19 protein-coding genes are annotated in these 22,973 nt (G+C 69.4%); 12 read left to right on the forward strand and 7 right to left on the reverse strand.

All coding sequences use genetic code 11. The features are described 5' to 3' along the window. Nucleotides 1–81 precede the first annotated feature (81 nt). A complete protein-coding gene (gene groL, locus ACMW4R_RS17980; protein ID WP_418300577.1) occupies nt 82–1,701 on the forward strand; it encodes a chaperonin GroEL in 1,620 nt (539 codons plus the stop codon). Nucleotides 1,702–1,863: 162 nt separating this feature from the next. On the opposite strand, the gene ACMW4R_RS17985 is transcribed toward groL, so the two are convergent. The 5 genes from ACMW4R_RS17985 to ACMW4R_RS18005 all read right to left on the reverse strand — a co-directional run bounded on the left by ACMW4R_RS17985 (nt 1,864) and on the right by ACMW4R_RS18005 (nt 8,122). Next, entirely contained in the window at nt 1,864–3,543 is a 1,680-nt protein-coding gene (locus ACMW4R_RS17985; RefSeq protein WP_058597330.1) for a sensor histidine kinase, read from the reverse strand. 130 nt (nt 3,544–3,673) lie between these two features. Continuing rightward, nucleotides 3,674–4,366 (reverse strand): response regulator transcription factor, encoded by a 693-nt coding sequence (locus ACMW4R_RS17990; RefSeq protein ID WP_013585852.1) that lies wholly within the window; start codon nt 4,364–4,366, stop codon nt 3,674–3,676. 69 nt (nt 4,367–4,435) lie between these two features. Then, entirely contained in the window at nt 4,436–6,085 is a 1,650-nt protein-coding gene (locus ACMW4R_RS17995; RefSeq protein WP_058597323.1) for a DNA repair helicase XPB, read from the reverse strand. A gap of 46 nt (nt 6,086–6,131) precedes the next feature. After that, on the reverse strand, nt 6,132–7,853 hold the full coding sequence (locus ACMW4R_RS18000; RefSeq protein ID WP_418300578.1) for a helicase-associated domain-containing protein: 1,722 nt from the start codon (nt 7,851–7,853) through the stop codon (nt 6,132–6,134). Between the two features lie 2 nt (nt 7,854–7,855). Then, nucleotides 7,856–8,122, reverse strand: coding sequence for a hypothetical protein (locus ACMW4R_RS18005; RefSeq protein ID WP_058597325.1), 267 nt, complete (start codon nt 8,120–8,122; stop codon nt 7,856–7,858). A 107-nt stretch (nt 8,123–8,229) separates the two neighbouring features. Between ACMW4R_RS18005 and ACMW4R_RS18010 the strand changes: the two genes are divergently transcribed. Beyond that, nucleotides 8,230–8,613 (forward strand): cold-shock protein, encoded by a 384-nt coding sequence (locus ACMW4R_RS18010; RefSeq protein WP_013585856.1) that lies wholly within the window; start codon nt 8,230–8,232, stop codon nt 8,611–8,613. Further along, nucleotides 8,597–9,232, forward strand: coding sequence for a DUF3027 domain-containing protein (locus ACMW4R_RS18015; protein ID WP_418300579.1), 636 nt, complete (start codon nt 8,597–8,599; stop codon nt 9,230–9,232). The genes ACMW4R_RS18010 and ACMW4R_RS18015 overlap by 17 nt, the downstream gene beginning before the upstream one ends. A 56-nt stretch (nt 9,233–9,288) precedes the next feature. Here ACMW4R_RS18015 and serC read toward each other — a convergent pair whose 3' ends face one another. Then, the gene (gene serC, locus ACMW4R_RS18020) at nt 9,289–10,410 is read right to left on the reverse strand and encodes a phosphoserine transaminase (RefSeq protein ID WP_418300580.1); all 1,122 of its coding nucleotides are present in this window, start codon (nt 10,408–10,410) and stop codon (nt 9,289–9,291) included. Between the two features lie 99 nt (nt 10,411–10,509). Between serC and ACMW4R_RS18025 the strand changes: the two genes are divergently transcribed. The 8 genes from ACMW4R_RS18025 (at nt 10,510) to ACMW4R_RS18060 (ending at nt 20,851) form a co-directional block, all read left to right on the forward strand. Further along, nucleotides 10,510–11,208, forward strand: coding sequence for a metal-dependent transcriptional regulator (locus ACMW4R_RS18025; RefSeq protein ID WP_058598196.1), 699 nt, complete (start codon nt 10,510–10,512; stop codon nt 11,206–11,208). A 288-nt stretch (nt 11,209–11,496) separates the two neighbouring features. Further along, nucleotides 11,497–12,411 carry a M23 family metallopeptidase gene (locus ACMW4R_RS18030; protein ID WP_241492285.1) on the forward strand — a complete coding sequence of 305 codons (915 nt, stop codon included), beginning with the start codon at nt 11,497–11,499 and terminating at the stop codon, nt 12,409–12,411. A gap of 358 nt (nt 12,412–12,769) precedes the next feature. After that, the gene (locus ACMW4R_RS18035; protein WP_058598194.1) at nt 12,770–13,267 is read left to right on the forward strand and encodes an HNH endonuclease; all 498 of its coding nucleotides are present in this window, start codon (nt 12,770–12,772) and stop codon (nt 13,265–13,267) included. Between the two features lie 71 nt (nt 13,268–13,338). Further along, complete coding sequence (locus tag ACMW4R_RS18040; protein ID WP_418300581.1) at nt 13,339–13,896, forward strand: cysteine hydrolase family protein; 558 nt, start codon at nt 13,339–13,341, stop codon at nt 13,894–13,896. Nucleotides 13,897–13,994: 98 nt separating this feature from the next. Next, on the forward strand, nt 13,995–14,723 hold the full coding sequence (locus tag ACMW4R_RS18045; protein ID WP_418300582.1) for a hypothetical protein: 729 nt from the start codon (nt 13,995–13,997) through the stop codon (nt 14,721–14,723). Further along, nucleotides 14,723–16,267 (forward strand): DNA polymerase Y family protein, encoded by a 1,545-nt coding sequence (locus tag ACMW4R_RS18050; protein WP_418300583.1) that lies wholly within the window; start codon nt 14,723–14,725, stop codon nt 16,265–16,267. Before ACMW4R_RS18045 ends, ACMW4R_RS18050 begins: the two co-directional genes overlap by 1 nt. Before the next feature lie 138 nt (nt 16,268–16,405). Next, nucleotides 16,406–19,819: an error-prone DNA polymerase gene (locus ACMW4R_RS18055; protein ID WP_418300584.1), complete on the forward strand. Its 3,414-nt coding sequence runs from the start codon at nt 16,406–16,408 to the stop codon at nt 19,817–19,819. 69 nt (nt 19,820–19,888) lie between these two features. Continuing rightward, entirely contained in the window at nt 19,889–20,851 is a 963-nt protein-coding gene (locus ACMW4R_RS18060; RefSeq protein WP_418300585.1) for a DUF2510 domain-containing protein, read from the forward strand. Between the two features lie 13 nt (nt 20,852–20,864). Here ACMW4R_RS18060 and coaBC read toward each other — a convergent pair whose 3' ends face one another. Further along, the gene (coaBC, locus tag ACMW4R_RS18065) at nt 20,865–22,067 is read right to left on the reverse strand and encodes a bifunctional phosphopantothenoylcysteine decarboxylase/phosphopantothenate--cysteine ligase CoaBC (RefSeq protein WP_058627544.1); all 1,203 of its coding nucleotides are present in this window, start codon (nt 22,065–22,067) and stop codon (nt 20,865–20,867) included. A 165-nt stretch (nt 22,068–22,232) separates the two neighbouring features. On the opposite strand from coaBC, the gene ACMW4R_RS18070 reads away from it, so the two are divergent. Further along, nucleotides 22,233–22,967, forward strand: a complete 735-nt coding sequence (locus ACMW4R_RS18070; protein WP_058595003.1) for an NRDE family protein — start codon at nt 22,233–22,235, stop codon at nt 22,965–22,967. Nucleotides 22,968–22,973 lie beyond the last annotated feature (6 nt).

Below are 22,973 nucleotides of genomic sequence, written 5' to 3' on the forward strand. Positions count from 1 at the left end.
CGAGTGCCAGAATGAGTTAGCACTCGCTTTCGTCGAGTGCCAAAATCTGGAAGTCACCCGTCCGGGAGGGACGACACACTTATGGCAAAGATCATCGCTTTCGACGAGGAGGCCCGCCGCGGCCTCGAGCGCGGCCTCAACACGCTGGCCGACGCCGTCAAGGTGACGCTCGGCCCCCGCGGTCGCAACGTCGTGCTCGAGAAGAAGTGGGGCGCCCCCACGATCACGAACGACGGCGTCTCGATCGCCAAGGAGATCGAGCTCGACGACCCGTACGAGAAGATCGGCGCTGAGCTGGTCAAGGAGGTCGCCAAGAAGACCGACGACGTCGCGGGTGACGGCACCACCACCGCTACCGTCCTCGCTCAGGCGCTCGTTCGCGAGGGCCTGCGCAACGTCGCCGCCGGCGCCGACCCCATCTCGCTCAAGAAGGGCATCGAGAAGGCCGTCAAGGCCGTCACCGACGAGCTTCTCGCCTCGGCGAAGGAGGTCGAGTCGAAGGAGCAGATCGCCGCGACCGCCTCCATCTCGGCCGCCGACCCCGCGATCGGCGAGCTCATCGCCGAGGCCATCGACAAGGTGGGCAAGGAAGGCGTCGTCACCGTCGAGGAGTCGAACACCTTCGGCACCGAGCTCGAGCTCACCGAGGGCATGCGCTTCGACAAGGGTTACATCAACCCGTACTTCGTCACCGACCCCGAGCGTCAGGAAGCGGTCTTCGAAGACCCGTACATCCTGATCGCGAACCAGAAGATCTCGAACATCAAGGACCTTCTGCCCATCGTCGACAAGGTGATCCAGGAGGGCAAGGAGCTCCTCATCATCGCCGAGGACGTCGAGGGCGAAGCTCTCGCGACGCTCGTGCTCAACAAGATCCGCGGCATCTTCAAGTCGGCGGCCGTCAAGGCTCCCGGCTTCGGCGACCGTCGCAAGGCGCAGCTCCAGGACATCGCGATCCTCACCGGCGGCCAGGTCATCACCGAAGAGGTGGGCCTCAAGCTCGAGAACGCGACCGTCGACCTGCTCGGCCGTGCCCGCAAGGTCATCATCACCAAGGACGAGACCACGATCGTCGAGGGTGCCGGTGAGTCGGAGCTGATCGAGGGTCGCGTGACCCAGATTCGCCGCGAGATCGAGAACACCGACAGCGACTACGACCGCGAGAAGCTCCAGGAGCGCCTCGCGAAGCTCGCCGGTGGCGTCGCCGTCATCAAGGCCGGCGCGGCCACGGAGGTCGAGCTCAAGGAGCGCAAGCACCGCATCGAGGACGCCGTCCGCAACGCGAAGGCCGCCGTCGAAGAGGGTGTCGTCGCCGGTGGTGGCGTCGCGCTCATCCAGGCGGGCAAGACGGCGTTCGCGTCGCTCGAGCTCTCGGGTGACGAGGCCACCGGTGCGAACATCGTCAAGGTCGCCATCGAGGCCCCGCTCAAGCAGATCGCGCTGAACGCCGGTCTCGAGCCCGGTGTCGTCGCGAACAAGGTCGCGGAGCTCGAGGTCGGTCACGGCCTCAACGCCGCAACCGGCGAGTACGGCGACCTCTTCGCGCAGGGCATCATCGACCCCGCGAAGGTGACCCGTTCGGCCCTGCAGAACGCCGCGTCGATCGCCGGTCTGTTCCTCACGACCGAGGTCGTCGTCGCCGACAAGCCCGAGAAGGTCGCCGCTCCCGCGGGCGACCCGACGGGTGGCATGGACTTCTGATCCACGCCTGACGCGTCATGAGAACGCCCCCTCCTTCGGGAGGGGGCGTTCTTTCGTTCTCGAACAGAACGCTCCCGCCCGCGAGCCAGACCCCCGTGCTCTTCCGCCGGACGCCGCGTGCGCGTCCCACCGGGCCTGGAGCGCGCGCGGGACGCGGAAGGGTTACGCGGTGGGTGGCTCGGGCCGGTAGTCCTCGGGGAGGCGCTCGAGAGGCTGCGTCTCGATCAGGGCGTGTTCCTGCGCGTCGCGTCGATCGGCGAGGGGGAGAGAGACCCGGAAGGTCGCTCCTCCGCCGGGGGTGTCGACGACCTCGACCTTCCCGTGCAGGAGATCGACGATGGATGCCACGATCGACAGGCCGAGGCCCGACCCACCCGTCTCCCGCGTGCGCGAGGTGTCCGCCCGCCAGAAACGCTGGAAGATCTGGTCGCGAATCTGCTCGGGAACCCCTTCGCCGTGGTCGATGATCTCGATCCACCCCATGTCGGCGTCGGCATCCACTCCCACGCGCAGTCCGATGGGGGAGTCGTCGGGGGTGAACCGCCGCGCGTTGCCCAGGAGGTTCGTCACGACCTGTCGCACCTTGTTCTCGTCTCCCAGCACGATCGGCGCGAGGCGGGGCGACGGACGAACGGGGCTCGCCGGGCTCGCGGCGGAGGGCGAGGTCTCGGCTGCGGGCTCGACGACCGGGCCGTCGCCGGTGTCCTTGGCTCGACGCCTCAGACGCGACAGCGTCGCACCCGCGATCGCCATCGCCGAGGTCGTCGGAGCGACTCTGCGACGACCGTTCGCGCCCGTGGCATCCGTCTCCGTCGTGGGCGGCACGTCGAGGCTCATGACGGGCAGCACGATCTCGTTGCGGCTGGTCGTGTCGTCGACCGTGACCTCGCGCTGCGGTGAGGTCACGCGGAGGTCGAGGGCGGCGTCGCGAGCGATGGGCCGCAGGTCGATCGCGGTGATGCTGACATCGCGCCGCTCATCCAGCCGTGCCAGTGCAAGGAGGTCCTCGACGAGGGCGCCCATGCGGATCGCCTCCTTCTCGATCCGCTCCATCGACTGGGCGACGTCTTCGTCGGAGCGGATGGCACCCATCCGGTACAGCTCGGCGTAACCGCGCATCGTGACGAGGGGAGTGCGCAGCTCGTGGCTCGCATCGCCGATGAACCGACGCATCTGCCGCACGGTGGCATCCCGCTGTCCAAGGGCTCCGTCGATCCGCGCGAGCATCGCGTTGATCGCCGTCTTCAGGCGACCGACCTCGGTGTCGGGGACGATGTCGGTGAGACGTTGGCTGAAGTCGCCGGCGGCGATGTCCATCGCGGTGGTCTCGACCTGATTCAGACTCCGGAACGTCAGGGTCACGAGCCAGCGGGTCAGCAGCGCACTGGCGATGAGGATGAGCAGGGCGACGAAGCCGTAGATGCCGACGTAGGCCGCGACGATCCGATCCGTCGGACCGAGCGGCTGGATCACCATCTGGGTGTACGAGCCGCTGTTGGGCACTTCGAAAAGACCCACGCGCGCGATGAAATGCTGCCCCGTGACCGGGTCATCCAGGTCGATGCGCTTGTCGAGCTGCGTGTAGGTCTGCGGCGTCGTGAAGGTGTCGGGCAGCTGCGGCGTGGCCTTGGTCGATGTGCCGTTGAAGAAGGCCTCCCGCTGGCCCTCGGCGTTGTAGACGACGACCATCGACCCGATCTGCGGGGCGTTCTCGACCGGCGTGAACACCATCCGACCGTCTTCGTTGGTCGTCGTGAAGATGGTGTTGGCGATGTTGCCCGCCGCCTGCTGTGCCAGCTGCTCGTCGAGGTTGTTCACGAGCGTGGTGCGCAGGAAGACCATCGTGCCGATGCCGGCGGCGAACAGCCCGACCGCGAGGAGCGTGACAGTGACGCCGGTGACCTTGGCCCGCAGGCTCAGTCGGCGCCACCAGCGCGTCACGGCATCGTCGGAGTGCAGGAGGAGGCTCCGCTCAGACGGTCTTGCCCGACTTCAGCATGTAGCCGAAGCCGCGCTTGGTCTGGATGAGCGGCTCCGAGGAGTGCGGGTCGATCTTGCGACGGAGGTAGGAGATGTAGCTCTCGACGATGCCGGCGTCGCCGTTGAAGTCGTACTCCCAGACGTGGTCGAGGATCTGCGCCTTCGACAGCACACGGTTGGGGTTGAGCATGAGGTAACGCAGGAGCTTGAACTCCGTGGGGCTGAGGTCGATCGAGACGTCGCCGACGCTGACGTCGTGCGTGTCCTGGTCCATCGTGAGCTCACCCGTGCGGATGATCGACTCCTCGTCGGCCTGCATCGTGCGGCGGAGGATCGCCTGGATGCGCGCGACGATCTCGTCGAGGCTGAACGGCTTGGTGACGTAGTCATCGCCTCCGGCGTTCAGCCCCATGATCTTGTCTTCGGTCTCGTCTTTGGCCGTGAGGAAGAGGATCGGAGCGGTGTAGCCGGCGCCGCGGAGACGCTTGGTGACACTGAACCCGTTCATGTCCGGCAGCATCACGTCGAGCACGATGAGGTCGGGTTCTTCTTCGAGCACGGCCGAGATCGTCTGCGCGCCGTTGGCCACGGCTCGCACCTGGAAACCGGCGAAGCGCAGGCTCGTGATGAGCAGATCGCGGATGTTCGGTTCGTCGTCCACGACGAGGATGCGAGGAGCTGTCATGCCCTCATTATCGTGACTGCACCCAGCAAAGTGCTGGATATGGAACGGAAAGCCGCACCCTGGTATGTCTCAGGCGGCCGCGGCGTCGATTCCGTCGGCATCCAGAATCGTGTACGCGTACCCCTGCTCGGCGAGGAAACGCTGGCGGTTCTGCGCGAAATCCTGGTCGACCGTGTCGCGCGCGATGAGCGTGTAGAAGCTCGCCGTGTGGTTCGACTGCTTGGGTCGGAGCAGGCGGCCGAGGCGCTGTGCCTCCTCTTGCCGTGAGCCGAACGACCCCGATACCTGGATCGCGACGGATGCCTCGGGGAGGTCCACCGAGAAGTTGGCGACCTTCGACACGATGAGCAGCGAGATGTCGCCGACACGGAAGGCCTGGAACAGCTCCTCGCGCTCGGCGACCGGAGTCGCGCCCGTGATCTTCGGGGCGTCGAGCGCCTCGGAAAGTTCGTCGATCTGGTCGAGGTACTGACCGATCACGAGGATGCGCTCGTCCGGGTGCCGTTCGACCAGACGCCGGACGACGTCGATCTTCGCGGGAGCCGTCGCGGCGAGCCGGTAGCGGTCTTCGTCGGCGGCGGCGGCGTATTCGAGCCGCTCGCCGGCGGGCAGGTCGATGCGCACCTCGTAGCACGCGGCCGGCGAGATGAAGCCCTGCGCCTCGATCTCTTTCCACGGTGCGTCGAAACGCTTGGGGCCGATCAGGCTGAAGACGTCGCCCTCGCGCCCGTCCTCGCGCACGAGCGTGGCGGTCAGTCCCAGGCGCCGCCGCGCCTGCAGGTCGGCGGTGAGCTTGAAGACCGGGGCGGGGAGCAGGTGCACCTCGTCGTACAGCACGAGGCCCCAGTCGAGCGCGTCGAGCAGGGCGAGGTGGGCGTACTCTCCCTTCCGCTTCGCGGTGAGGATCTGGTACGTCGCGATCGTGACGGGCTTGATCTCTTTGACCTGGCCCGAGTACTCGCCGATCTCGTCGGGGGTGAGAGTCGTGCGGCGCAGGAGCTCGTCGCGCCACTGTCGGGCGCTCACGGTGTTCGTCACCAGGATGAGGGTCGTCGTGCGGGTGTCGGCCATGGCGCCCGCTCCGACGAGGGTCTTGCCCGCTCCGCACGGGAGGACCACGACACCCGAACCGCCCTCGGAGAAGGAGTCGACGGCCTGCCGCTGATAGGGGCGCAGACTCCATCCGTCTTCGGCGAGATCGATCGGGTGCGGGGTGCCGGGTGTGTAGCCGGCGAGGTCTTCGGCGGGCCAGCCGATCTTCAGGAGCTCCTGTTTGATGTGGCCTCGCGCCCACGCGTCGATCAGGTAGGTGTCGGGCGTGGGGTGCCCGATGAGCAGGGGCGAGATGCGCTTGTTGCGCGAGACCTCGCCGAGCACCGCCGGGTCGGTCGAGCGGAGGACGAGCTCGTTCTCGTCGTTGCGCTCGATGACCAGGCGGCCGTAGCGGTTGACGGTCTCGCGGATGTCGGTGCTCACCGAAGCCGGGACCGGGAAGCGCGACCAGCGGTCGAGGGTCTCGAGCATCGCGTCGGCGTCGTGGCCGGCCGCCCGGGCGTTCCAGAGCCCCAGCCGGGTGATCCGATAGGTGTGGATGTGCTCGGGTGCGCGCTCGAGCTCGGCGAAGACCGCGAGCTCATGCCGCGCCGTCTCCGCCTCGGGGTGTGCGACCTCGAGGAGGACGGTGCGGTCGCTCTGCACTATCAAGGGGCCGTCAGCCATAGCGTTCGAGTCTACCGGGGTCGCGGCGGTCGGGCTTCACGCGGCGTCACTCGACGGGAGCGATCCCGTCGATGTGCGAGAGCGGGAGGGTGCGCTCGACGTCGGCACCCCGGTCACGGCCGCGGAGACGTCCGCCGCCCAGTCCCGTCGCCTCCAGTCGGAACACGCGCGTCGAGCCGTCGGGCAGGCGAACGGTCACGTCGATGACCGCGCGGGCACGCACCGCCTGGTCGAGCTCGCGTTCGAGCCAGGCGGCATCCGAGTCCTCCCCACCCGCGCGCACGCGCCCGATGAGCGGCGCGTAGGTCTCCAGGGGATCCGTCGATGGGGTGTCGGCGGCCAGCCGGGCGCGCTCCAGCGTCCTCGGGGCGCCGGACTCGTCGACGGCGACGGCGGGGTAGTGCGCGTCGGTCAGCGCCCAGAAGACGACGTCGGCGGCGACGTGCGACTCGAGGGCGTCGTCGGCGCGGGACAGGGCGACGGATCGCAAGGACTGGTCGACCTCCATCGCCTGGAGGAGAGTCGGGTCGGTCGTCGTGACCCGCGTCAGCCGTGTCTCCGGGTCGCTCGAGACACGGACGCGACCGTGCTGCGCCGAGGTCCGCTCAATCACGTAGGCCAGGGGCTGCGGCAGCCCGGTGAGCGACAGGTCGGTGAGGAAATCGCGCAGGGACTCGGCGGTCTCGCCGCCGGTGATCGCCGCGCCGATCGTCGCGGCACTGAACCGGTAGCTCGACGCCTGCGCCCGGGATTCTCGCGTCGCCATGCTTCGCAGACGCACATCGAGGTGCGGAGCGAGCGGACCCGGGGCGATCGCCGTGAGGTCGTTCTGGAGGTACACGCGGTCGACCTCGGGTGGAAGGAGGTCGCGGAGGGCGGAGACGTCGACCTCGTCGCCCGCCGCGAGTCCGGAACTCCAGGGCGGAGTCTGGTCGGCGGCGTCGATGAGGCCCCACGCCGAGAAACGCTCGCGCCACAGCGCAGCCCGCTCCGCGCCGGACGGGTCGAAGGGCAGCGCGTCCGGCCAGCTCGCGCTCGAGATCCAGCCGCCCTCGGCCGTGCGATACGCCCGGGGCAGGACGTCGCGCAGGGTCTTCGCGGTCTCCTGCCATCGATCGAGGGTGGGCAGGCGCAGCCACGCCTTGCCGGCGGGGGTGACCAGCCATGCGCGGCCCGTGCTGCCCAACAGACCGACGGATGCCGCGATCCCGACGAGCAGATCCGCGTCCTCGGGTGTCTCCACGGCTCCCGCATCCACGAGACGCCGCCGCTCGGTGGCGCCGAGCGATCCCGAGCCGATGCGTCCGAGCGGTGCGTCGAGAGTCAGGAGGAGGACGTCGGCCAGGGCTGCGGCGTTGGTGAACGCGGCTTCGGCGGCGGCATCGGATGCCGCGGCTCGGTCGGGGCGGGAGGGCTCGGCATCCGGGATCCCGTCGGGGAACCTCTCGCCGACGATCGCGGCGACCGCTGCGTAGGCGACGCCGTCGTCGCGCACGAGAGCTCGCGCGACGAGCGCGGCGCGCACCTCGGCGGGTACGGGCGATCCCGTCGAGACGGCCGAGACGAGGGCTTCGGCCTCGATCCGGGTCAGCGGAGGGAGTGCCCGCGAGATCGAGGACGGATCGAGCAGCGCATCCGCCGCGTCGAAGGTGTCGCGCCACGTCGCCGAGGGCGAGACGTCGCGGTCGAGGAAGAGCTGAGCGAGGTCTTCGTCGGCCCGCGCGCTCAACGAGACCGCCAGTGCGCGTTGGTCGGAGGTCTCGGGCACGGTCAACGCCCCTTGTTCGCGCGTGCCCTTCGCACGAAGCTCATGATGAGCACGGCCACCAGGCACGCGAACGCGACCGGGGGTGCGATGTAGAGCAGAACGCCCACCGTCGGCCAGATGCCTGTGCTCATGTCTGCCTTGGCCGTCGACGCGATGATGATCGCGAAGAAGCTCACGACGGACAGGATGAGCAATCCGAGCGACATGAATGCCAGGATGCGATCGACGCGGCGGATCGGGACGTCGCCGTCGGGGGTGCGTGTGCTCATCGCGCTCAGCCTACTGCCTGGCACGGGTGGCGTAGGCTGAAGGGCCGGGATCCGTTCGGGTCCCGGGTTCCACCGCGCGTTCGCGCATGTCTTTCAGCGAGGTTTCCATGCCCACCGGCAAGGTCAGGTTCTACGACGAAGAGAAGGGCTTCGGCTTCATCGCCACCGATGACGGCCAGGACGTGTTCCTGCACGCCACCGCCCTGCCCGCCGGAACCCCCGCGCCCAAGGCCGGCACGCGCCTCGAGTTCGGCGTCGCCGACGGTAAGCGTGGTCTGCAGGCCCTGTCGGTGCGCGTCCTCGAAGCGCCCGTGAGCATGGCGAAGCGCTCGCGCAAGCCCGCCGATGACATGGCGATCATCGTCGAGGACCTCGTCAAGCTCCTCGACGGCATCGGCGGCGATCTGCGTCGTGGCCGCTACCCGAGCGGTGCGCACGCCAGCAAGATCGCCGCGGTTTTGCGCAAGGTCGCCGATGACTTCGAAGCCTGAGCAGCCTGTCGACGACCGACTGCTCCACGCCCACGACCTCGCGCTGAGCGCGCTGCACGAGATCACGCCTGCCGACACGGTGGGGCCGCCGGCGGACTACCTCCTCGAGGACGACGGTGTCGTTTCGCTGCGTTTTCACACGCGCCTGCTCGGGTACCCCGGGTGGTACTGGACGGTGAGCGTGGCCGTCGTCGACGACGCCGAGCCGACGGTTCTCGAGGCGGAGTTGATGCCCGGCGAGGGCGCTCTCCTGGCGCCCGAGTGGGTTCCCTGGGCGACGCGCCTGGCGGATTACCAGGCGGCGCAGGCCGCCGCGGCGGAGAGCGACGAGTCGGATGACGACGTCGACGACGATGATGACGATGATGACGATGACGATCTCGACGGCGAGGACGATGACGCCGAAGACGACGACGAGTCCGAGGATGAACCGAAGGCGCGGTTCCACGCCGGTGACCTCGACGGCGTCGACATCGATGAGTTCGACGAGCCGGGTGACGACGAGCCGGGTGACGAGGAGCCGGGTGACGACGAGCCGGAGTCCGAGGACGACTCGGAAGGCGACGAAGGCGAAAACGAAGAAGACGACGACGAGGACGAGCACGAACGCAGCTACTGATCCCATGAACGACGAAGGCCGTCCCGCGCGTGTGCGGGACGGCCTTCGTCGTTCGATCAGGCGCCGGGCAGCCGTTCGATCGTGTAGTCGATCGCGCCGATGAGGCGGCGGACGTCGTCGGGCTCGATCGACACGAAGGTCGCGACGCGCAGCTGGTTACGCCCGAGCTTGCGGTAGGGCTCGGTGTCGACGATCCCGTTCGCGCGCAGACTCTTGGCGATCGCGGCGGCGTCGATGCTCTCGTCGAAGTCGATCGTGACGACGACGGGGGAGCGGTCGGCCGGGTCGGTGACGAACGGCGTCGCCACCGCGCTGGCATCCGCCCACTCGTAGAGTGCCGACGACGACTCCGCGGTGCGGGCGCCGGCCCATGCCAGGCCGCCGTTGTCGAGGATCCAGCCGAGCTGGTCGTCGAGGAGCAGGAGGGTCGCGAGTGCCGGGGTGTTGAGCGTCTGCTGCAGTCGCGAGTTGTCGAGCGCGTTCTTCAGGCTGAGGAATTCGGGGATGTACCGATCGGATGCCGCGATGCTCTCGATGCGCTCGATCGCCGCCGGTGACACGACGGCGTACCAGAGTCCGCCATCGGAGCCGAGGTTCTTCTGCGGCGCGAAGTAGTACACGTCCGCCTGGGTCACGTCGAAGTCGATGCCGGCCGCGGCGCTCGTGGCGTCGATCACGGTGAGCGCACCGGCGTCTCCATGGACGCGTTCGACGGGGGCGGCGACACCCGTCGAGGTCTCGTTGTGCGGCCAGGCGTACACGTCGACGCCCTCGACGGCCTCGGCGACGGTGCGCGTGCCCGGTGCGGCCTTGCGCACATCGGGGGCCTGCAGCCACGGGGCGGCCGCGGCCGAGGCGAACTTGCCGCCGAACTCGCCGAAGACCAGATTCTGGCTGCGGTTCTCGATCAGGCCGAAGGCGGCGGCATCCCAGAAGGCGGTCGATCCGCCGTTGCCCAGGATGATCTCGTAGCCCTCGGGCAGGCGGAACAGCTCGGCGAGCCGCTCGCGCGTGCTGGCGACGAGGTTCTTCACGGGGGCTTGGCGGTGCGAGGTGCCCAGGATGCTCGCGCCACGGGTGACGAGAGACTCGAGCTGCGCTCCGCGCACCTTCGAGGGGCCGCATCCGAAGCGGCCGTCGGCGGGCAGGAGGTCGGTGGGGAGGTCCACGTGCGGCATGGGCTCGATTCTAGGGCGCGGGGCTGCGGCATCCGGAGTCTGTGTCGGACGGGGTCGGTAGGCTGTCCTTACCAGCCGCGCGACGCCGAGGACTCCTGAATGACCGATCTCATCGACACCACCGAGATGTACCTGCGCACGATCCTCGAACTCGAGGAAGAGAACATCGTTCCCCTCCGGGCCCGCATCTCCGAGCGTCTCGGGCACTCCGGCCCCACCGTTTCGCAGACCGTCGGTCGTATGGAGCGCGACGGTCTCGTGGTCGTCTCGGAGGATCGCCGCCTCGAGCTCACCGGCGACGGGCGTCAGAAGGCCGTCGACGTCATGCGCAAGCACCGCTTGGCGGAGCGCCTGCTCAGCGACGTGATCGGTCTCGACTGGGCCTACGTGCACGACGAGGCCTGCCGCTGGGAGCACGTCATGAGCGAGCAGGTCGAGCGCCGCCTCGTCGAGCTTCTCGGACACCCCACCGAATCGCCCTACGGCAACCCGATCCCCGGTCTCGATCAGCTCGGCGACGTCGCCAGTTCGACGTTCGAAGAGGGTGTCGTCGGCCTGGTCCGCAAGCTCAACGACGCGGGCGGGCCCATCACCGGCACGGTGCGCCGCCTCGCCGAACCCGCCCAGGTCGACCCCGAGCTGCTCCAGCAGCTCAAGGCGGCGGGGGTCATGCCCGGTGCGCGAGGCGACTACCGGTTCAACGAGGGATACGTCCTCGTGCAGATGGAGGGCGCCGACGAGGGACTCGAACTCCCCGTCGAGGTGGCGTCGCACATCTTCCTCGTCGACGAGGCCTGACGCCGTTCCCGCAGCTCCGATTTGTCGCATGACGTCCCACGATGTCGTCGCGCGGCCGGGCGGGCGCGGCTCGGCCGAGCATCTCCTGTACGCGATGTCCTTTGCGTGACTTGTTCGTTATCTTCGGGTAGCCTCTGAGGGTCCACAGGCGAGAAGCCCGCCGTCGGACCCCTCGCGGTTTGCCTCCCCGGCTCGTCGTCCGCAGAGGGTGAAGCCCGCACATCGTGCCCCCAATATCGAGTGCTGACGAGCCAGCGTCTTCACGGACGCAGAGGCGCCGGAGGAAATTTGGCTGAACACACCGATCCTGTCGACGACCGACCCGAGGTCTCCTCGACGGGGCTGACCCGAAAGAGCGCGCGCGCAGCGGCTACCCGACCCTCGCGTGGCACCATTCGACCCACCGCTCCCGCGGCATCCCCGGTTCCCCGGACCGCGCCGCCCGCCCGTTCGCTTCCCGCGGCTCGCCGCGTCGGAAAGCCCCTGCGCAGCGCCGTCATCCTGTCGATGGTGGCCGGTCTGGTCGCCACGGTCGCGATCCCGGCCTATGCGGCGACGGTGCCGCCCTCGAACACGGTGACCCTGGGTGAGATGTCCGCTCCCGACAACCAGTCGATGGTCGTCGCCTCGGACGTCGCCAGCGAGACCCTCGATCGCAGCAGCTACTCGGCGACCACCGCCGACGAGATCCAGAAGAAGAAGGATCAGGAAGCCGCCGCTGCCGCCGCCGCGGAGCGCGCGCGTCAGCTGGCCGCCAGTGCCGGCGCGTCGCTGTCGAACATCGACCTCAACATGACCGCTCCCGGTTCGGGAGAGGTGCGCTGGCCGCTGACGAGCTACGTGCTCGGTCGTGGTCTGTGGGACTCCGGATACCACCAGGGCGTCGACCTGCTCGCTCCGGGCGGACAGCCGATCTTCGCCGCCGCCGCGGGCGTGGTGAGCACCTCGTCCGAGAGCTTCGGCGGCTACGGCGTGGGTATCGTCATCGAGCACGTGATCAACGGTCAGAAGGTCTCGACCACCTACGGCCACATGACGTACGGCAGTCGTCAGGTCCAGGCGGGCGACACCGTCGCCGCGGGCCAGCTCATCGGTCTCGTCGGTTCGACCGGAAGCTCGACCGCCAACCACCTGCACTTCGAGGTGCACATCAACGGCCAGGTCGTCGACCCCTACGCCTGGTTGCAGCAGAACGCGGGCTGACCGCTTCCTGCTCGACAGCTCGACCTCGACACGGCGTGTCGGAGACTCCTGTTCTCCGACACGCCGTTTCTTGTTTCCCGATCTCACGGACCCGGGCGTGTCGGTCGTGGGTTAGCCTGTCAGCGACGTCGGGAAGAACCGAAGGGAAAAGCCGATGAACGCCAGGCCACGCATCCGCACCATGGATGCGCTCGGGCTGCTCGTTCTTCGGCATCGTCTGTTCGGATGCCACGGTCTCACCGTGACTCCTCGGGCGCTGTCTGTCTAGACAGCGCCTTTTTTCATACGCCTGCGCACCTTCCTCTCGTCGCGAGTCGAACATCCGAGAAGCCGTCTCGGCCATTCGAGAGGAGACCTCATGCGTACTCTGGTGCTGAACGCGGGCTACGAACCGCTCGCCGTCGTGTCGTTCAAACGAGCGCTCGTGCTCGTGATGAACGAGAAGGCCACCGTCGTCGAGCGCGTCGACGAAGATCCGGTCTGGGCGGCGGGAGGGACCTACGATCGCCCGGCCGTGATCATCCTCACGCGGTATATCCGGGTGCCGGGTGCGCGCCAGGTGCCGGTCACCCGGCGCGGGGTGCTCCGCCGCGATGCCCACCGGTGCGGGTACTGCGGCAAGACGGCCTCGACCATCGACCACATCCTGCCGCGTTCGCGCGGGGGGAAGGACACGTGGGAGAACCTCGTGGCCTGCTGCCTGCGATGCAACAACGTCAAGGGCGACCGCACGCCGCAGGAGATGTCGTGGGAGCTGCGGGTGATCCCCGCCCCGCCGCGGGGGTCGTCGTGGACGGTGCGCGGTGTCGACAAGAGCGACCCGCGGTGGGAGCCGTATCTCGCACTCGCAGCGTGATGGCGCTCGTGCATCGGTGATCGTCCGTCTCCCGCAGCCCCGGTGTCGGCGCTCGGTGATGGAATGGGGCCATGACACGTGCTCTGGTCGTCATCGACATGCAACGGGGTTTCGACGACCTCGCGTTCTGGGGCCCCACGGCCAATCCCGACTGTGAGGCGAACGTCGCCGCCCTCATCGAGAGGTGGGGCCGCAAGGGTGAGCCGATCGTGATCGTGCGTCACGATTCCCCGAAGGAAGGCTTGCCGTTGCACCCCGCGGCGCCGGGGAACGCCCTCGTCCCGGCGGTGGCCGCCGTCGAGCCCGACGTGCTGGTGAGCAAGAGCGTGAACTCGGCGTTCTACGGCGACCCCGACCTGCGGGTATGGCTCGACGAGCGTGGCATCCGGGATCTGGTGATCTGCGGCATTCAGACGAACATGTGCGTCGAGACGACCGCGCGGATGGCCGGGAACCTCGGGTACGGCGTCACCGTCGCTCTGGATGCCACGCGCACCTTCGATCTGGCGGGCGAGGTCGCGGGGCTCGGGACGGTCAGTCGTACGGCGGCGGAGTTGATGGCCGACACCGCTCTGGTGCTCCAGCAGGGCGGGTTCGCGCGGATCGTACGGACGGCCGAGCTGCTCTGAGCGGCGACGATCGTCGCGTCGACGGCGATGTCGGAGGTAGATCGTATCTTCGAACCACAGGGATTGAGAGTGTAGAACACATGTTCTAACCTGTGGGAGTGAGGGCGATCGTGCGAGACCAGGTGCAGGCGGTGCCTGACATCCACGCGCTGCGAGACCGTCTCGAGCGCATGCAGGGCCGGCGGATGGACGCCCCCGTGCTGCCGACGCACCCGGCTTTCACCTCTCTCCTTCCCGGCGGGGGGCTGCGGTCGGGCTCGGCCTATGCGATCGCCCGGTCTTCGTCGCTGCTGCTCGCCCTCATGGCGCGCCCGTCGCAGGACGGCGCCTGGTGCGGAGTCATCGGCATGCCCGAACTGGGGGCGGAGGCCGCCGAAAAGTACGGGCTCGATCTCGACCGTCTCGTTTTCATCCCCGACCCCGGGCCGCGCTGGTTGGCGGTCACCGCGACGATCACGGAGGTGCTTCCCGTCGTCGCCGTGCGTCCTCCCCAGGGCTCGAACGCGGCACGCGGTGGGGCCGAGGCCACGCGGTTGGCCGCGCGTCTGCGTGACCGGGGGACCGTTCTGCTGGTGCAGGGATCGTGGCCGCAGGCGGAGGCCGTCATCGATGTGACCGACCCGCGTTGGACGGGACTGGGGCAGGGGAACGGATACCTGGCCGGTCGCGAGCTGACGGTGTCGGTGAGCAGCCGACGCTCTCCGAACGCCCGCCGGGCGCGCATGCTGCTGCCCGCGGCCGACGGCACGATCGAGATGCTCGGCGCTCCGACCGAGCGTCTCGTCCCGCGCACGCGCGAGACGTCCCCCGTGCGGGCGGTGGGCTGATGCAGGCGCCCACGCGCAGCCTCGTGCTGTGGTTTCCCGACTGGCCGATCACGGCGTTCGCCCGCGAAGCATCGTCGCCCCCGCGCGATGACGCCCCCGTGGCGGTGTTCGCGAACAACGTCGTCGTCGCCTGTTCGGCCGTCGCCCGTGCTCACGGAGTGCGGCGCGGGCAGCGTCGACGCGACGCGCAGGCGCTCTGCCCTACCTTGGTGGTGATCGCCGCCGACCCGGTCCGTGACGCGCGGGTCTTCGGTCCCGTCGTCGCACGCATCGAGGACCATGCTCCGGGGGTTCAGGTCGTCCGGCCCGGGCTCTGCGCCCTGCGCGCCCGCGGCCCCGCGCGGTACTACGGCGGCGAAGCCGAGGCGGCGCGCACGCTCATCGACCTCCTCACCGCCGACGGCTTCTTCGGGGTGCGCGCGAGCGTCGCTGACGGGATCTTCACCGCCGGCCATGCGGCCCGCGCGGCGTCTTCCGATGAACCCGTGCGGGTGGTTCCTCCCGGCGACGCCGCGTCCTTCCTCGCTCCGCTGTCGGTGGCGGCCCTCGACGACGACGAGATGGCGAGTCTGCTCGCGCGACTGGGAGTCCACACCCTCGGCGCTTTCGCCGCGATGCCCGTCGAGCGGGTGCTCGAGAGGTTCGGGCCGCGTGGAGCCCGACTTCATGCACTGGCCGGTGGGCGCGACTCCCGACCCGTCGAACCGCGTGTCCCTCCTCCCGAACTCCACCGCGACGTCGCGTTTGAACCCCCGCTCGATCTCGCCGACCAGGTCGCCTTCGGCGTCCGCGTGGCGGCCGAGGAGTTCATCGCCCGCCTCGGTGCCCAGAATCTCGTCTGCACCGAGCTGCGCGTCGTGCTCTCCGGAGAACGGGGAGAGCGCAGCGAGCGTGTATGGCTGCATCCGGGGTCTTTCGACGCGGCGGCCGTCGTCGACCGCGTACGCTGGCAGCTCGCCGAAGACGGTCAGGGCATCTTCGGCAGCGGGGTCGCCGGAGTGCACATCGCACCCGAGGCCGTCGACGACGCCGCGCACCACAGCAAGGGGCTCTTCGGCGCCGGGCCCGACGAACGGGTGCATCACGCGCTCTCGCGTGTCCAGGCCATGCTCGGCCATCGCGGGGTGGTGACGCCGACGATCGGCGGGGGCCGGTGGCTCGCGGAGCGCCAGGTGCTGGTCCCGTGGGGCGATCGCGCGGTGACGGCCAAGGATCGCACCCGCCCCTGGCCGGGCAGTCTGCCGGATCCTCTGCCGGCGACCGTCTATCCCGAGCCGCGGCTGGTGGAGGTCACCGACATCGCCGGGGCACCCGTGACGGTGGGGGAGCGCGATGCGTTGAGCGCCCCGCCCGCCGTGCTCGTCACGGGCGAGCAGCGCCGCCGCATCCTCGAGTGGGCGGGACCGTGGCCCATCAGCGAACGGGGATGGGACCCTCTGCGTCGTCGCCGGGCGCACCGGTTCCAGGTCGTCGACGCCGACGGGGGTGCGTGGCTGCTCGTGGTCGAAGAGGGGGAGTGGCGAGCGGAGGGGCGTTATGACTGAGTGCGTGGCCCCGCGGGTCGCCGCCCCGCCCATCGAGTGTCCAGAACACGCCGTAACGCGGGGCGGGGATACGGCGTTTCTCGGACACTCGACGGCGCTGGCGGGGGCCGGGCGGTGCGTGCGGGCGGGGGCACCCTGATGGGGTGGAACAACCCACCGGTGAAGTGGTCGGAGCTCGAGCGCCTGCTGAGCGATGCGCGGCGTCCGACCGGGGCTCCGCCGAACGGTGACGGGGGCGACAGCCCGGCGTGGTCGCACAAGCGCGGAGCCTACGTCCCGCCGGAGATCGAGCGCCCCGCGGACGCCGTGCCCTACGCCGAGCTGCACGCGCATTCGTCGTACTCGTTCCTCGACGGGGCCTCCTCTCCCGAAGAGCTCGTCGAAGAAGCAGAACGACTAGGTCTCCACGCGCTGGCGGTCACCGATCACGACGGTTTCTACGGGATCGTGCGTTTCGCCGAGGCGGCTGAGGCGCGAGCGGTGCGGACCGTGTTCGGGGCCGAGCTCTCGCTCGAGTTGCCCGGACCCCAGAACGGTGAGGCCGACCCCACGGGTTCGCATCTTCTCGTGCTCGCCCGGGGCGAGGAGGGATACCACCGTCTGGCCGCAGCGATCACTCACGCGCAGCTCACGGGGGCCGAGAAGGGCCGCCCGGTCTACGACCTCGCGGAACTGGCGGAGCGTTCCGGCGGCGCTGGGGATCCGCACTGGGCGGTTCTCACCGGATGCCGGAAGGGGGCCGTGCGGCAGGCGCTGGCATCCGAAGGCCCGGCGGCGGCCGCTCGTGAACTCGACGCACTCGTCGACCTCTTCGGCGTCGAGGCCGTGTACGTCGAACTGATGGATCACGGGAACCCTCTCGACTCACGCCACAACGACGTGCTGGCGGCCCTCGCCGCGGAGCGCGGACTACCGACCCTCGCCACCAACAACGTGCACTACGCCGTCCCCCGGAAAGAACTGCTCGCCGCCGCCGTCGCGGCGGTGCGGGCGAACCGCGGTCTCGACGAACTGGACGGGTGGCTCCCGGCCCACGCCGGTGCGCATCTGCGCTCGGGGGCCGAGATGGCGGCCCGGTTCGCGCGCCACCCCGGCGCAGTGGCGCGCACGGTGACGCTCGCCGATGAGCTCGCCTTCCCCTTGCGTCGCGCCAAGCCCGCGCTGCCGAAACAGGCGGTGCCCGAGGGACACACGCCCATGTCGTGGCTTCGCCATCTGGTGTGGGAGGCCGTGCCGCGCAAGTATCCGAACCTCTCCGCCGACGACCGCGACCGCATCGAGCGCGAACTCGGTGTCATCGAGATGAAGGACTTCCCGGGGTACTTCCTCATCGTCTACGGCATCGTCGCCGAGGCCCGACGTCGCGGCATCCTGTGTCAGGGACGCGGGTCGGCCGCCAACAGCGCGGTCTGCTACCTGCTCGACATCACCGCGGTCGACTCGATCTTCTACCGGCTGCCGTTCGAGCGCTTCCTGTCGAGTCTGCGCGACGAGGAGCCCGACATCGACGTCGACTTCGACTCGGACCGGCGCGAAGAGATCATCCAGTGGGTATACGAGACGTACGGGCGCGAGCGGGCGGCGCAGGTCGCCAACGTCATCCAGTACCGGCCGAAGAACGCGGTGCGCGACATGGCCCGCGCGCTCGGGCATTCGCCGGGTCAGCAGGACGCGTGGTCGAAGCAGGTCGAACGGTGGGGAGCCACGCTCGAGACCGGAGCCGATCACGACATCCCCGATCAGGTCATCGAGTTCGCGGCCGAGTTGCTGAAGGCACCTCGGCATCTCGGCATCCACTCCGGGGGCATGGTGCTCACCGACCGGCCGGTGGGCGAGGTCGTGCCGATCGAGCACGCGCGCATGGAGAATCGCACGGTCATCCAGTGGGACAAAGACGACGCCGCGTGGATGGGGCTGGTCAAGTTCGACCTGCTGGGGCTCGGCATGCTCGCGGCGCTGCAGTACTGCTTCGACCTGATCCGGGATGCCACGGGCGAGGCGTGGGAGCTGTCGACGCTGCCGAAAGAAGAGAAGGCCGTCTACGACATGCTGTGCCGAGCCGACTCGATCGGGGTGTTCCAGGTGGAGTCGCGGGCCCAGATGGGGCTCTTGCCCCGCCTGCAGCCGCGGAAGTTCTACGACCTCGTGGTGCAGATCGCGCTCATCCGTCCCGGGCCGATCCAGGGCGGAGCCGTGCACCCCTTCGTGCGGCGGAAGCTCGGTCAGGAGCCGATCACGTACGTGCACGAGAAGCTGCGACCCGTGCTCGAGCGCACCATGGGGGTGCCGGTGTTCCAGGAGCAGCTCATGCAGATGGCGGTCGCGATCGGCAACTGCACGCCCGAGGACGCCGACCTGCTCCGGCGGGCGATGGGGTCCAAACGCGGGCTGGAACGGATCGACTCGCTGCGCGAGAAGCTGTACGCAGGCATGGCCGAGAATGGGCTCGTCGGCCAGGTCGCCGACGACCTCTACGCCAAGATCCAGGCGTTCGCGAACTTCGGTTTCGCGGAATCGCATTCGCTCTCGTTCGGACTTCTGGTCTACGCGAGCTCGTGGATCAAGCTGCATTACCCGGGCGTGTTCCTCGCCGGGCTCCTGCGGGCCCAACCCATGGGGTTCTACTCGCCCGCCACGCTGACCGCCGACGCACGGCGGCACGGGGTGCGGGTTCTCCGGCCTGATCTGCTGCGCTCGGGCGTCGAGGCGGGGATGGAGCCTCTCGACGACGCGAGTCCCCACGGCCCCACGGGTCTCGACGCCTGCGTCGACGCGCACCAGCCGCCGACGGGGGAGTTCGACCGATCTGCGCCCGACGAGACCGCCGCGCATCGGCGGGACGGAGCGTTCGCGGTGCGGCTCGGACTGGCGGGAGTGACCGGGATCGGCGTGAAGGTGGCGGAACGTATCGTCGCCGAACGAGAGCGGAACGGTCCCTATCGCGACATGCGCGACCTGGTGCGGCGCACGGGGCTGATCGCCTCGCAGCTCGAGGCGCTCGCGACCGCGGGAGCCTTCGAGAGTCTCGGCCATTCGCGCCGAGAAGCGATCTGGCTCTCGGGGTCGGCGGCCCAGGACCGCCTGGAGTTCCTTCCTGACTCGCTCGTAGCCGTGCAACCCCCGCTGTTCACCGACCCGACGAGCTACGAACTGCTCGCGTCCGACCTGTGGGCGACGGGTCTCTCCACCGACGATCACCCCCTTACGCACTTCCGATCGGCGCTCGACGCGCGCGGAGTCCTCACCTCTCGCGAACTGCAGACGGCCGAGACCGACCGCCGAATCGAGGTGGCGGGGCTGGTCACCCATCGGCAACGTCCGGCGACGGCATCCGGGATCACCTTCCTCAACCTCGAAGACGAACACGGCCTCATGAACATCATCTGCTCGGTCGGGGTCTGGAATCGCTACCGTCGGATCGCGCGCGAGTCGCCCGCATTGATCGTCCGGGGCATGCTCGAACGCTCGGTCGAGGGCGTGACGAACGTGGTGGCCGATGGCTTCACCGACCTCCGCGTGGGCGTCTCGCACGCATCGAGGGATTTCCGATGATCGCGAACCCGCTCACTAGACTCGGGGAACTCGCATGAACCGCCCGCATCACCATCCAGGGGGACGACCATGACCGACACGCCCACTCCGCCCGAAGGCTGGTACCCCGACCCCGCAGGCAGCGGCGGGACGCGACGCTGGGACGGCACCGCGTGGACGGACGAGGTGCGTCCGGCGGTCACCGAGCACGCGGATGCCGCACAGGTCGATGCGCCGAGCCCGGCCGGAGCCGAGGCGACAGAGGCCGCCGCAGCGGGTGAGAGCCGGGACGAGACCGAGGTCGCGGCTCCCGCCACCCCCGCGGCTCCCGTCGCGCCCGCGGCTCCCGCCGCTCCCGCGGCCCCCGCCGGCACTCCGGCCTACTCCACCGCACCGGGCTACCCGGGTGCGGCCGCCGCCTCGACCCCGGGTTTCCCTGCGTCTCCGGGCTACGGTGCCGCGCCGGGGTATCCCGCGGCGCCGGGATACCCGGCCGCCCCGGGCTACGCCGGAGCGTCCGCCCCCGCGAGCCCCGCGAAGAGCGGTGTTCCCACCGACACGGTCTGGGTGTGGCTGATCGTCGCCCTGCCCCTGGTGCAGTTGCTGTCGTTGTTCCTGGTCGACTGGCGGTCGATCCTGGAACAGGCGATCTACTCGGCGGCGTTCTCCGAGAGCAGCGGCTACTCGTCTTCCATGCTGAGCGCGTCGCTCGGAACGACCCTCGCCACGCTGGGGGTGAGCGTCCTCTCGCTCGTGATCGCGGGTCTCAGCATCCTCTTCGCGTTCCTCGACTGGCGTCAGCTCCGTGCGCGCGGAATCCAGAACCCGTTCCACTGGGCATGGGCGTTCTTCGTCTTCCTGATCTCGTCCGGCGTCTACGTCATCGGCCGCGGGATCGTCCTGCGCCGGCAGACCGGCAAGGGACTCGGCCCGATCTGGGGTTTCATCGCCGTGACCGTCGTGTCGCTCATCGCCGCGACGATCTGGGCCGTGGTCGTCCTCCGCGAGGTGTTCGCCCTCATCGAGCAGGTCGCGTACTACTACAGCTACTGATCGCCCATCGCGATCAGCCCTGTCGGTGGGCGACGATCGCATCGAGTAGCGCGTGGGCGGTGTCGTCCTTCGAGCCGGATGCCACCGCCACGACCTCGCCCTCGCGTTCGACGATCACGAGCGCGTTGTCGGTCGACTCGAACCCCTGCGTCCAGCCGACCGCGTTCGCCGCCAGCAGGTCGACGCCCTTGCGCGCGGCTTTCGCTCGCGCGCGTTCGAGCAGTTCGTCGTCGTCGCGGACCGTCTCGGCGGCGAATGCGACGATCGTCTGCCCGTCACGGCGCGCGGCGACGAGACCGGCCACGATGTCGCGGTTCTCGACGAGCTCGAGAGTGAGTCCTCCGGGGGCGTCCTGCTTGCGGATCTTGTTCTCCGACACAGAGGCCACGGAGTAGTCGGCGACCGCCGCGGCCATGACGACGACGTCGGCGTCGGGGGCCGTGGCATCCATCGCCCTGCCCAGTTCATCGGCGGTCGCGACGGCGATGACCTCGACCCGCGGATCGGGGACGACTTCGGCGTCGAGGTGCGCCGCGACGAGGGTCACGCGGGCGCCGCGGTCGGCGGCGGCTCGCGCGATCGCGACGCCCTGTCGACCGCTCGAACGGTTGCCGAGGAAGCGGACCGGGTCGATGGGCTCGCGCGTGCCGCCGGCGCTGACGACCACCGATACACCCTCGAGATCGCGAGGTTGTTCGACGAGGGCGAGAGCTGCGGCGGCGATGTCCTCGGGCTCCGACATGCGACCCGGACCAGAGTCGCCGCCCGTGAGGGCTCCGTCCGCGGGGCCGACGACGTGGACCCCACGTTCCCTCAGCACCCGCATGTTGTGCGTGGTCGCCGGGTGCCGCCACATCTCGGTGTGCATCGCCGGGGCGACCACCACGGGCGCGGTTGTCGCGAGAAGGGTCGTGCCGAGGAGATCGGATGCCAAGCCCGCGGTCATCGCGGCGAGGGTGTTCGCCGTGGCGGGGGCGACGATCACGAGCTCGGCCGATTGCCCGAGCGCGACGTGGCGGACCCGCGCGACATCGTCGTGAACCGACGTAGTGACGGGGTTGCGGCTGATCGCCTCCCACGTCGGAGCCCCCACGAAGCGCAGGGCGTCGTCGGTCGGGATGACGTGCACGTCGTGCCCCGCTTTCACGAGGAGGCGCACGAGCCCCACGGTCTTGTAGGCGGCGATTCCCCCGGTGACCCCGACGACGATGAACATCGCCCCAGTCTTCCAGGTGGGGGCTCTTCCCGGTGTCTGGGCTCTTCCGATGCCCTGCTCTTCCGATGCCCTGCTCTTTCGGATGCCGGTCGGGAAGGAGGGAGGGGGAGCGGTTCGGGGGCGCGACGCGACCACCGTTCGCGTGGCGCGGGTAGCGTGGAGCGGGTGTGCACCGTCGTGATCGATGTCCCCGCCGTGGAGGGCGAGCCGGTGCGGCTCCTCGCCGTCCGGGACGAGGATCGTGAGCGTCCCTGGCGCGGCATCGGGCCCTGGTGGCCGGATCGACCGCGTGTTCTCGGCGTGCGCGACGACCGCGCCGGTGGCGCGTGGCTCGCGGTCGACCCCGACCGCCGTCGATTGGCGGTGCTGCTCAACCGCGAGGACCTCTCGGCCCGCGGCGACGACGAGGTGGTCAGCCGCGGCGCGATCGCTCTCGACGCGCTGGCCGACGGGATTCCGGAGAATCCTCCGACCCGGGGGTTCAATCTCGTCGAAGTGGATGCCACGGGTGCATACCTCGTCGAGTGGGACGGTCTGCGGACGCAGCGCACGCGGCTGGAACCCGGGACCCACATGATCGCGCACCACGCGGCGGATGACCCGGGAACTCCGCGGATCGCCCGATGGCTCGACGAGTTCCGTCGCGCCGGAGTGGGCGCGGGACCGAACTGGTTCGAGCCGTGGCTCGCGGTCGTCGAGAACTCGACACACGATCCCGGATCGTCGGTCCTCCGGCGAGATGCGCATGACGGTCTCGTGCTCGAATCGCTGCTCGTGTGCACGGCCCGCATCGGAGCGGACGGTGTCGAGGTGAGGGAGGCGGCCCTTCCCGAACCGGGGCGATGGGACGAAGGTCTGCCGACGCGGCTGTTCTCGGGCGACCCCCTGTCGCGACGGTAGGCTGGT

It is taken from the genome of Microbacterium sp. S1037 (assembly GCF_048381605.1).
In the GTDB taxonomy this organism is placed as follows: domain Bacteria; phylum Actinomycetota; class Actinomycetes; order Actinomycetales; family Microbacteriaceae; genus Microbacterium; species Microbacterium testaceum_B.

Excerpts from the sequence above, each read along its gene's own strand:
- groL (WP_418300577.1), top strand. The coding sequence starts at position 82 with ATGGCAAAGATCATCGCTTTCGACGAGGAGGCCCGCCGCGGCCTCGAG.
- ACMW4R_RS17985 (WP_058597330.1), bottom strand. The coding sequence starts at position 3,543 with ATGGTCTTCCTGCGCACCACGCTCGTGAACAACCTCGACGAGCAGCTG.
- ACMW4R_RS17990 (WP_013585852.1), bottom strand. The coding sequence starts at position 4,366 with ATGACAGCTCCTCGCATCCTCGTCGTGGACGACGAACCGAACATCCGC.
- ACMW4R_RS17995 (WP_058597323.1), bottom strand. The coding sequence starts at position 6,085 with ATGGCTGACGGCCCCTTGATAGTGCAGAGCGACCGCACCGTCCTCCTC.
- ACMW4R_RS18005 (WP_058597325.1), bottom strand. The coding sequence starts at position 8,122 with ATGAGCACACGCACCCCCGACGGCGACGTCCCGATCCGCCGCGTCGAT.
- ACMW4R_RS18010 (WP_013585856.1), top strand. The coding sequence starts at position 8,230 with ATGCCCACCGGCAAGGTCAGGTTCTACGACGAAGAGAAGGGCTTCGGC.
- ACMW4R_RS18015 (WP_418300579.1), top strand. The coding sequence starts at position 8,597 with ATGACTTCGAAGCCTGAGCAGCCTGTCGACGACCGACTGCTCCACGCC.
- serC (WP_418300580.1), bottom strand. The coding sequence starts at position 10,410 with ATGCCGCACGTGGACCTCCCCACCGACCTCCTGCCCGCCGACGGCCGC.
- ACMW4R_RS18025 (WP_058598196.1), top strand. The coding sequence starts at position 10,510 with ATGACCGATCTCATCGACACCACCGAGATGTACCTGCGCACGATCCTC.
- ACMW4R_RS18035 (WP_058598194.1), top strand. The coding sequence starts at position 12,770 with ATGCGTACTCTGGTGCTGAACGCGGGCTACGAACCGCTCGCCGTCGTG.
- ACMW4R_RS18040 (WP_418300581.1), top strand. The coding sequence starts at position 13,339 with ATGACACGTGCTCTGGTCGTCATCGACATGCAACGGGGTTTCGACGAC.
- ACMW4R_RS18050 (WP_418300583.1), top strand. The coding sequence starts at position 14,723 with ATGCAGGCGCCCACGCGCAGCCTCGTGCTGTGGTTTCCCGACTGGCCG.
- ACMW4R_RS18055 (WP_418300584.1), top strand. The coding sequence starts at position 16,406 with ATGGGGTGGAACAACCCACCGGTGAAGTGGTCGGAGCTCGAGCGCCTG.
- ACMW4R_RS18060 (WP_418300585.1), top strand. The coding sequence starts at position 19,889 with ATGACCGACACGCCCACTCCGCCCGAAGGCTGGTACCCCGACCCCGCA.
- coaBC (WP_058627544.1), bottom strand. The coding sequence starts at position 22,067 with ATGTTCATCGTCGTCGGGGTCACCGGGGGAATCGCCGCCTACAAGACC.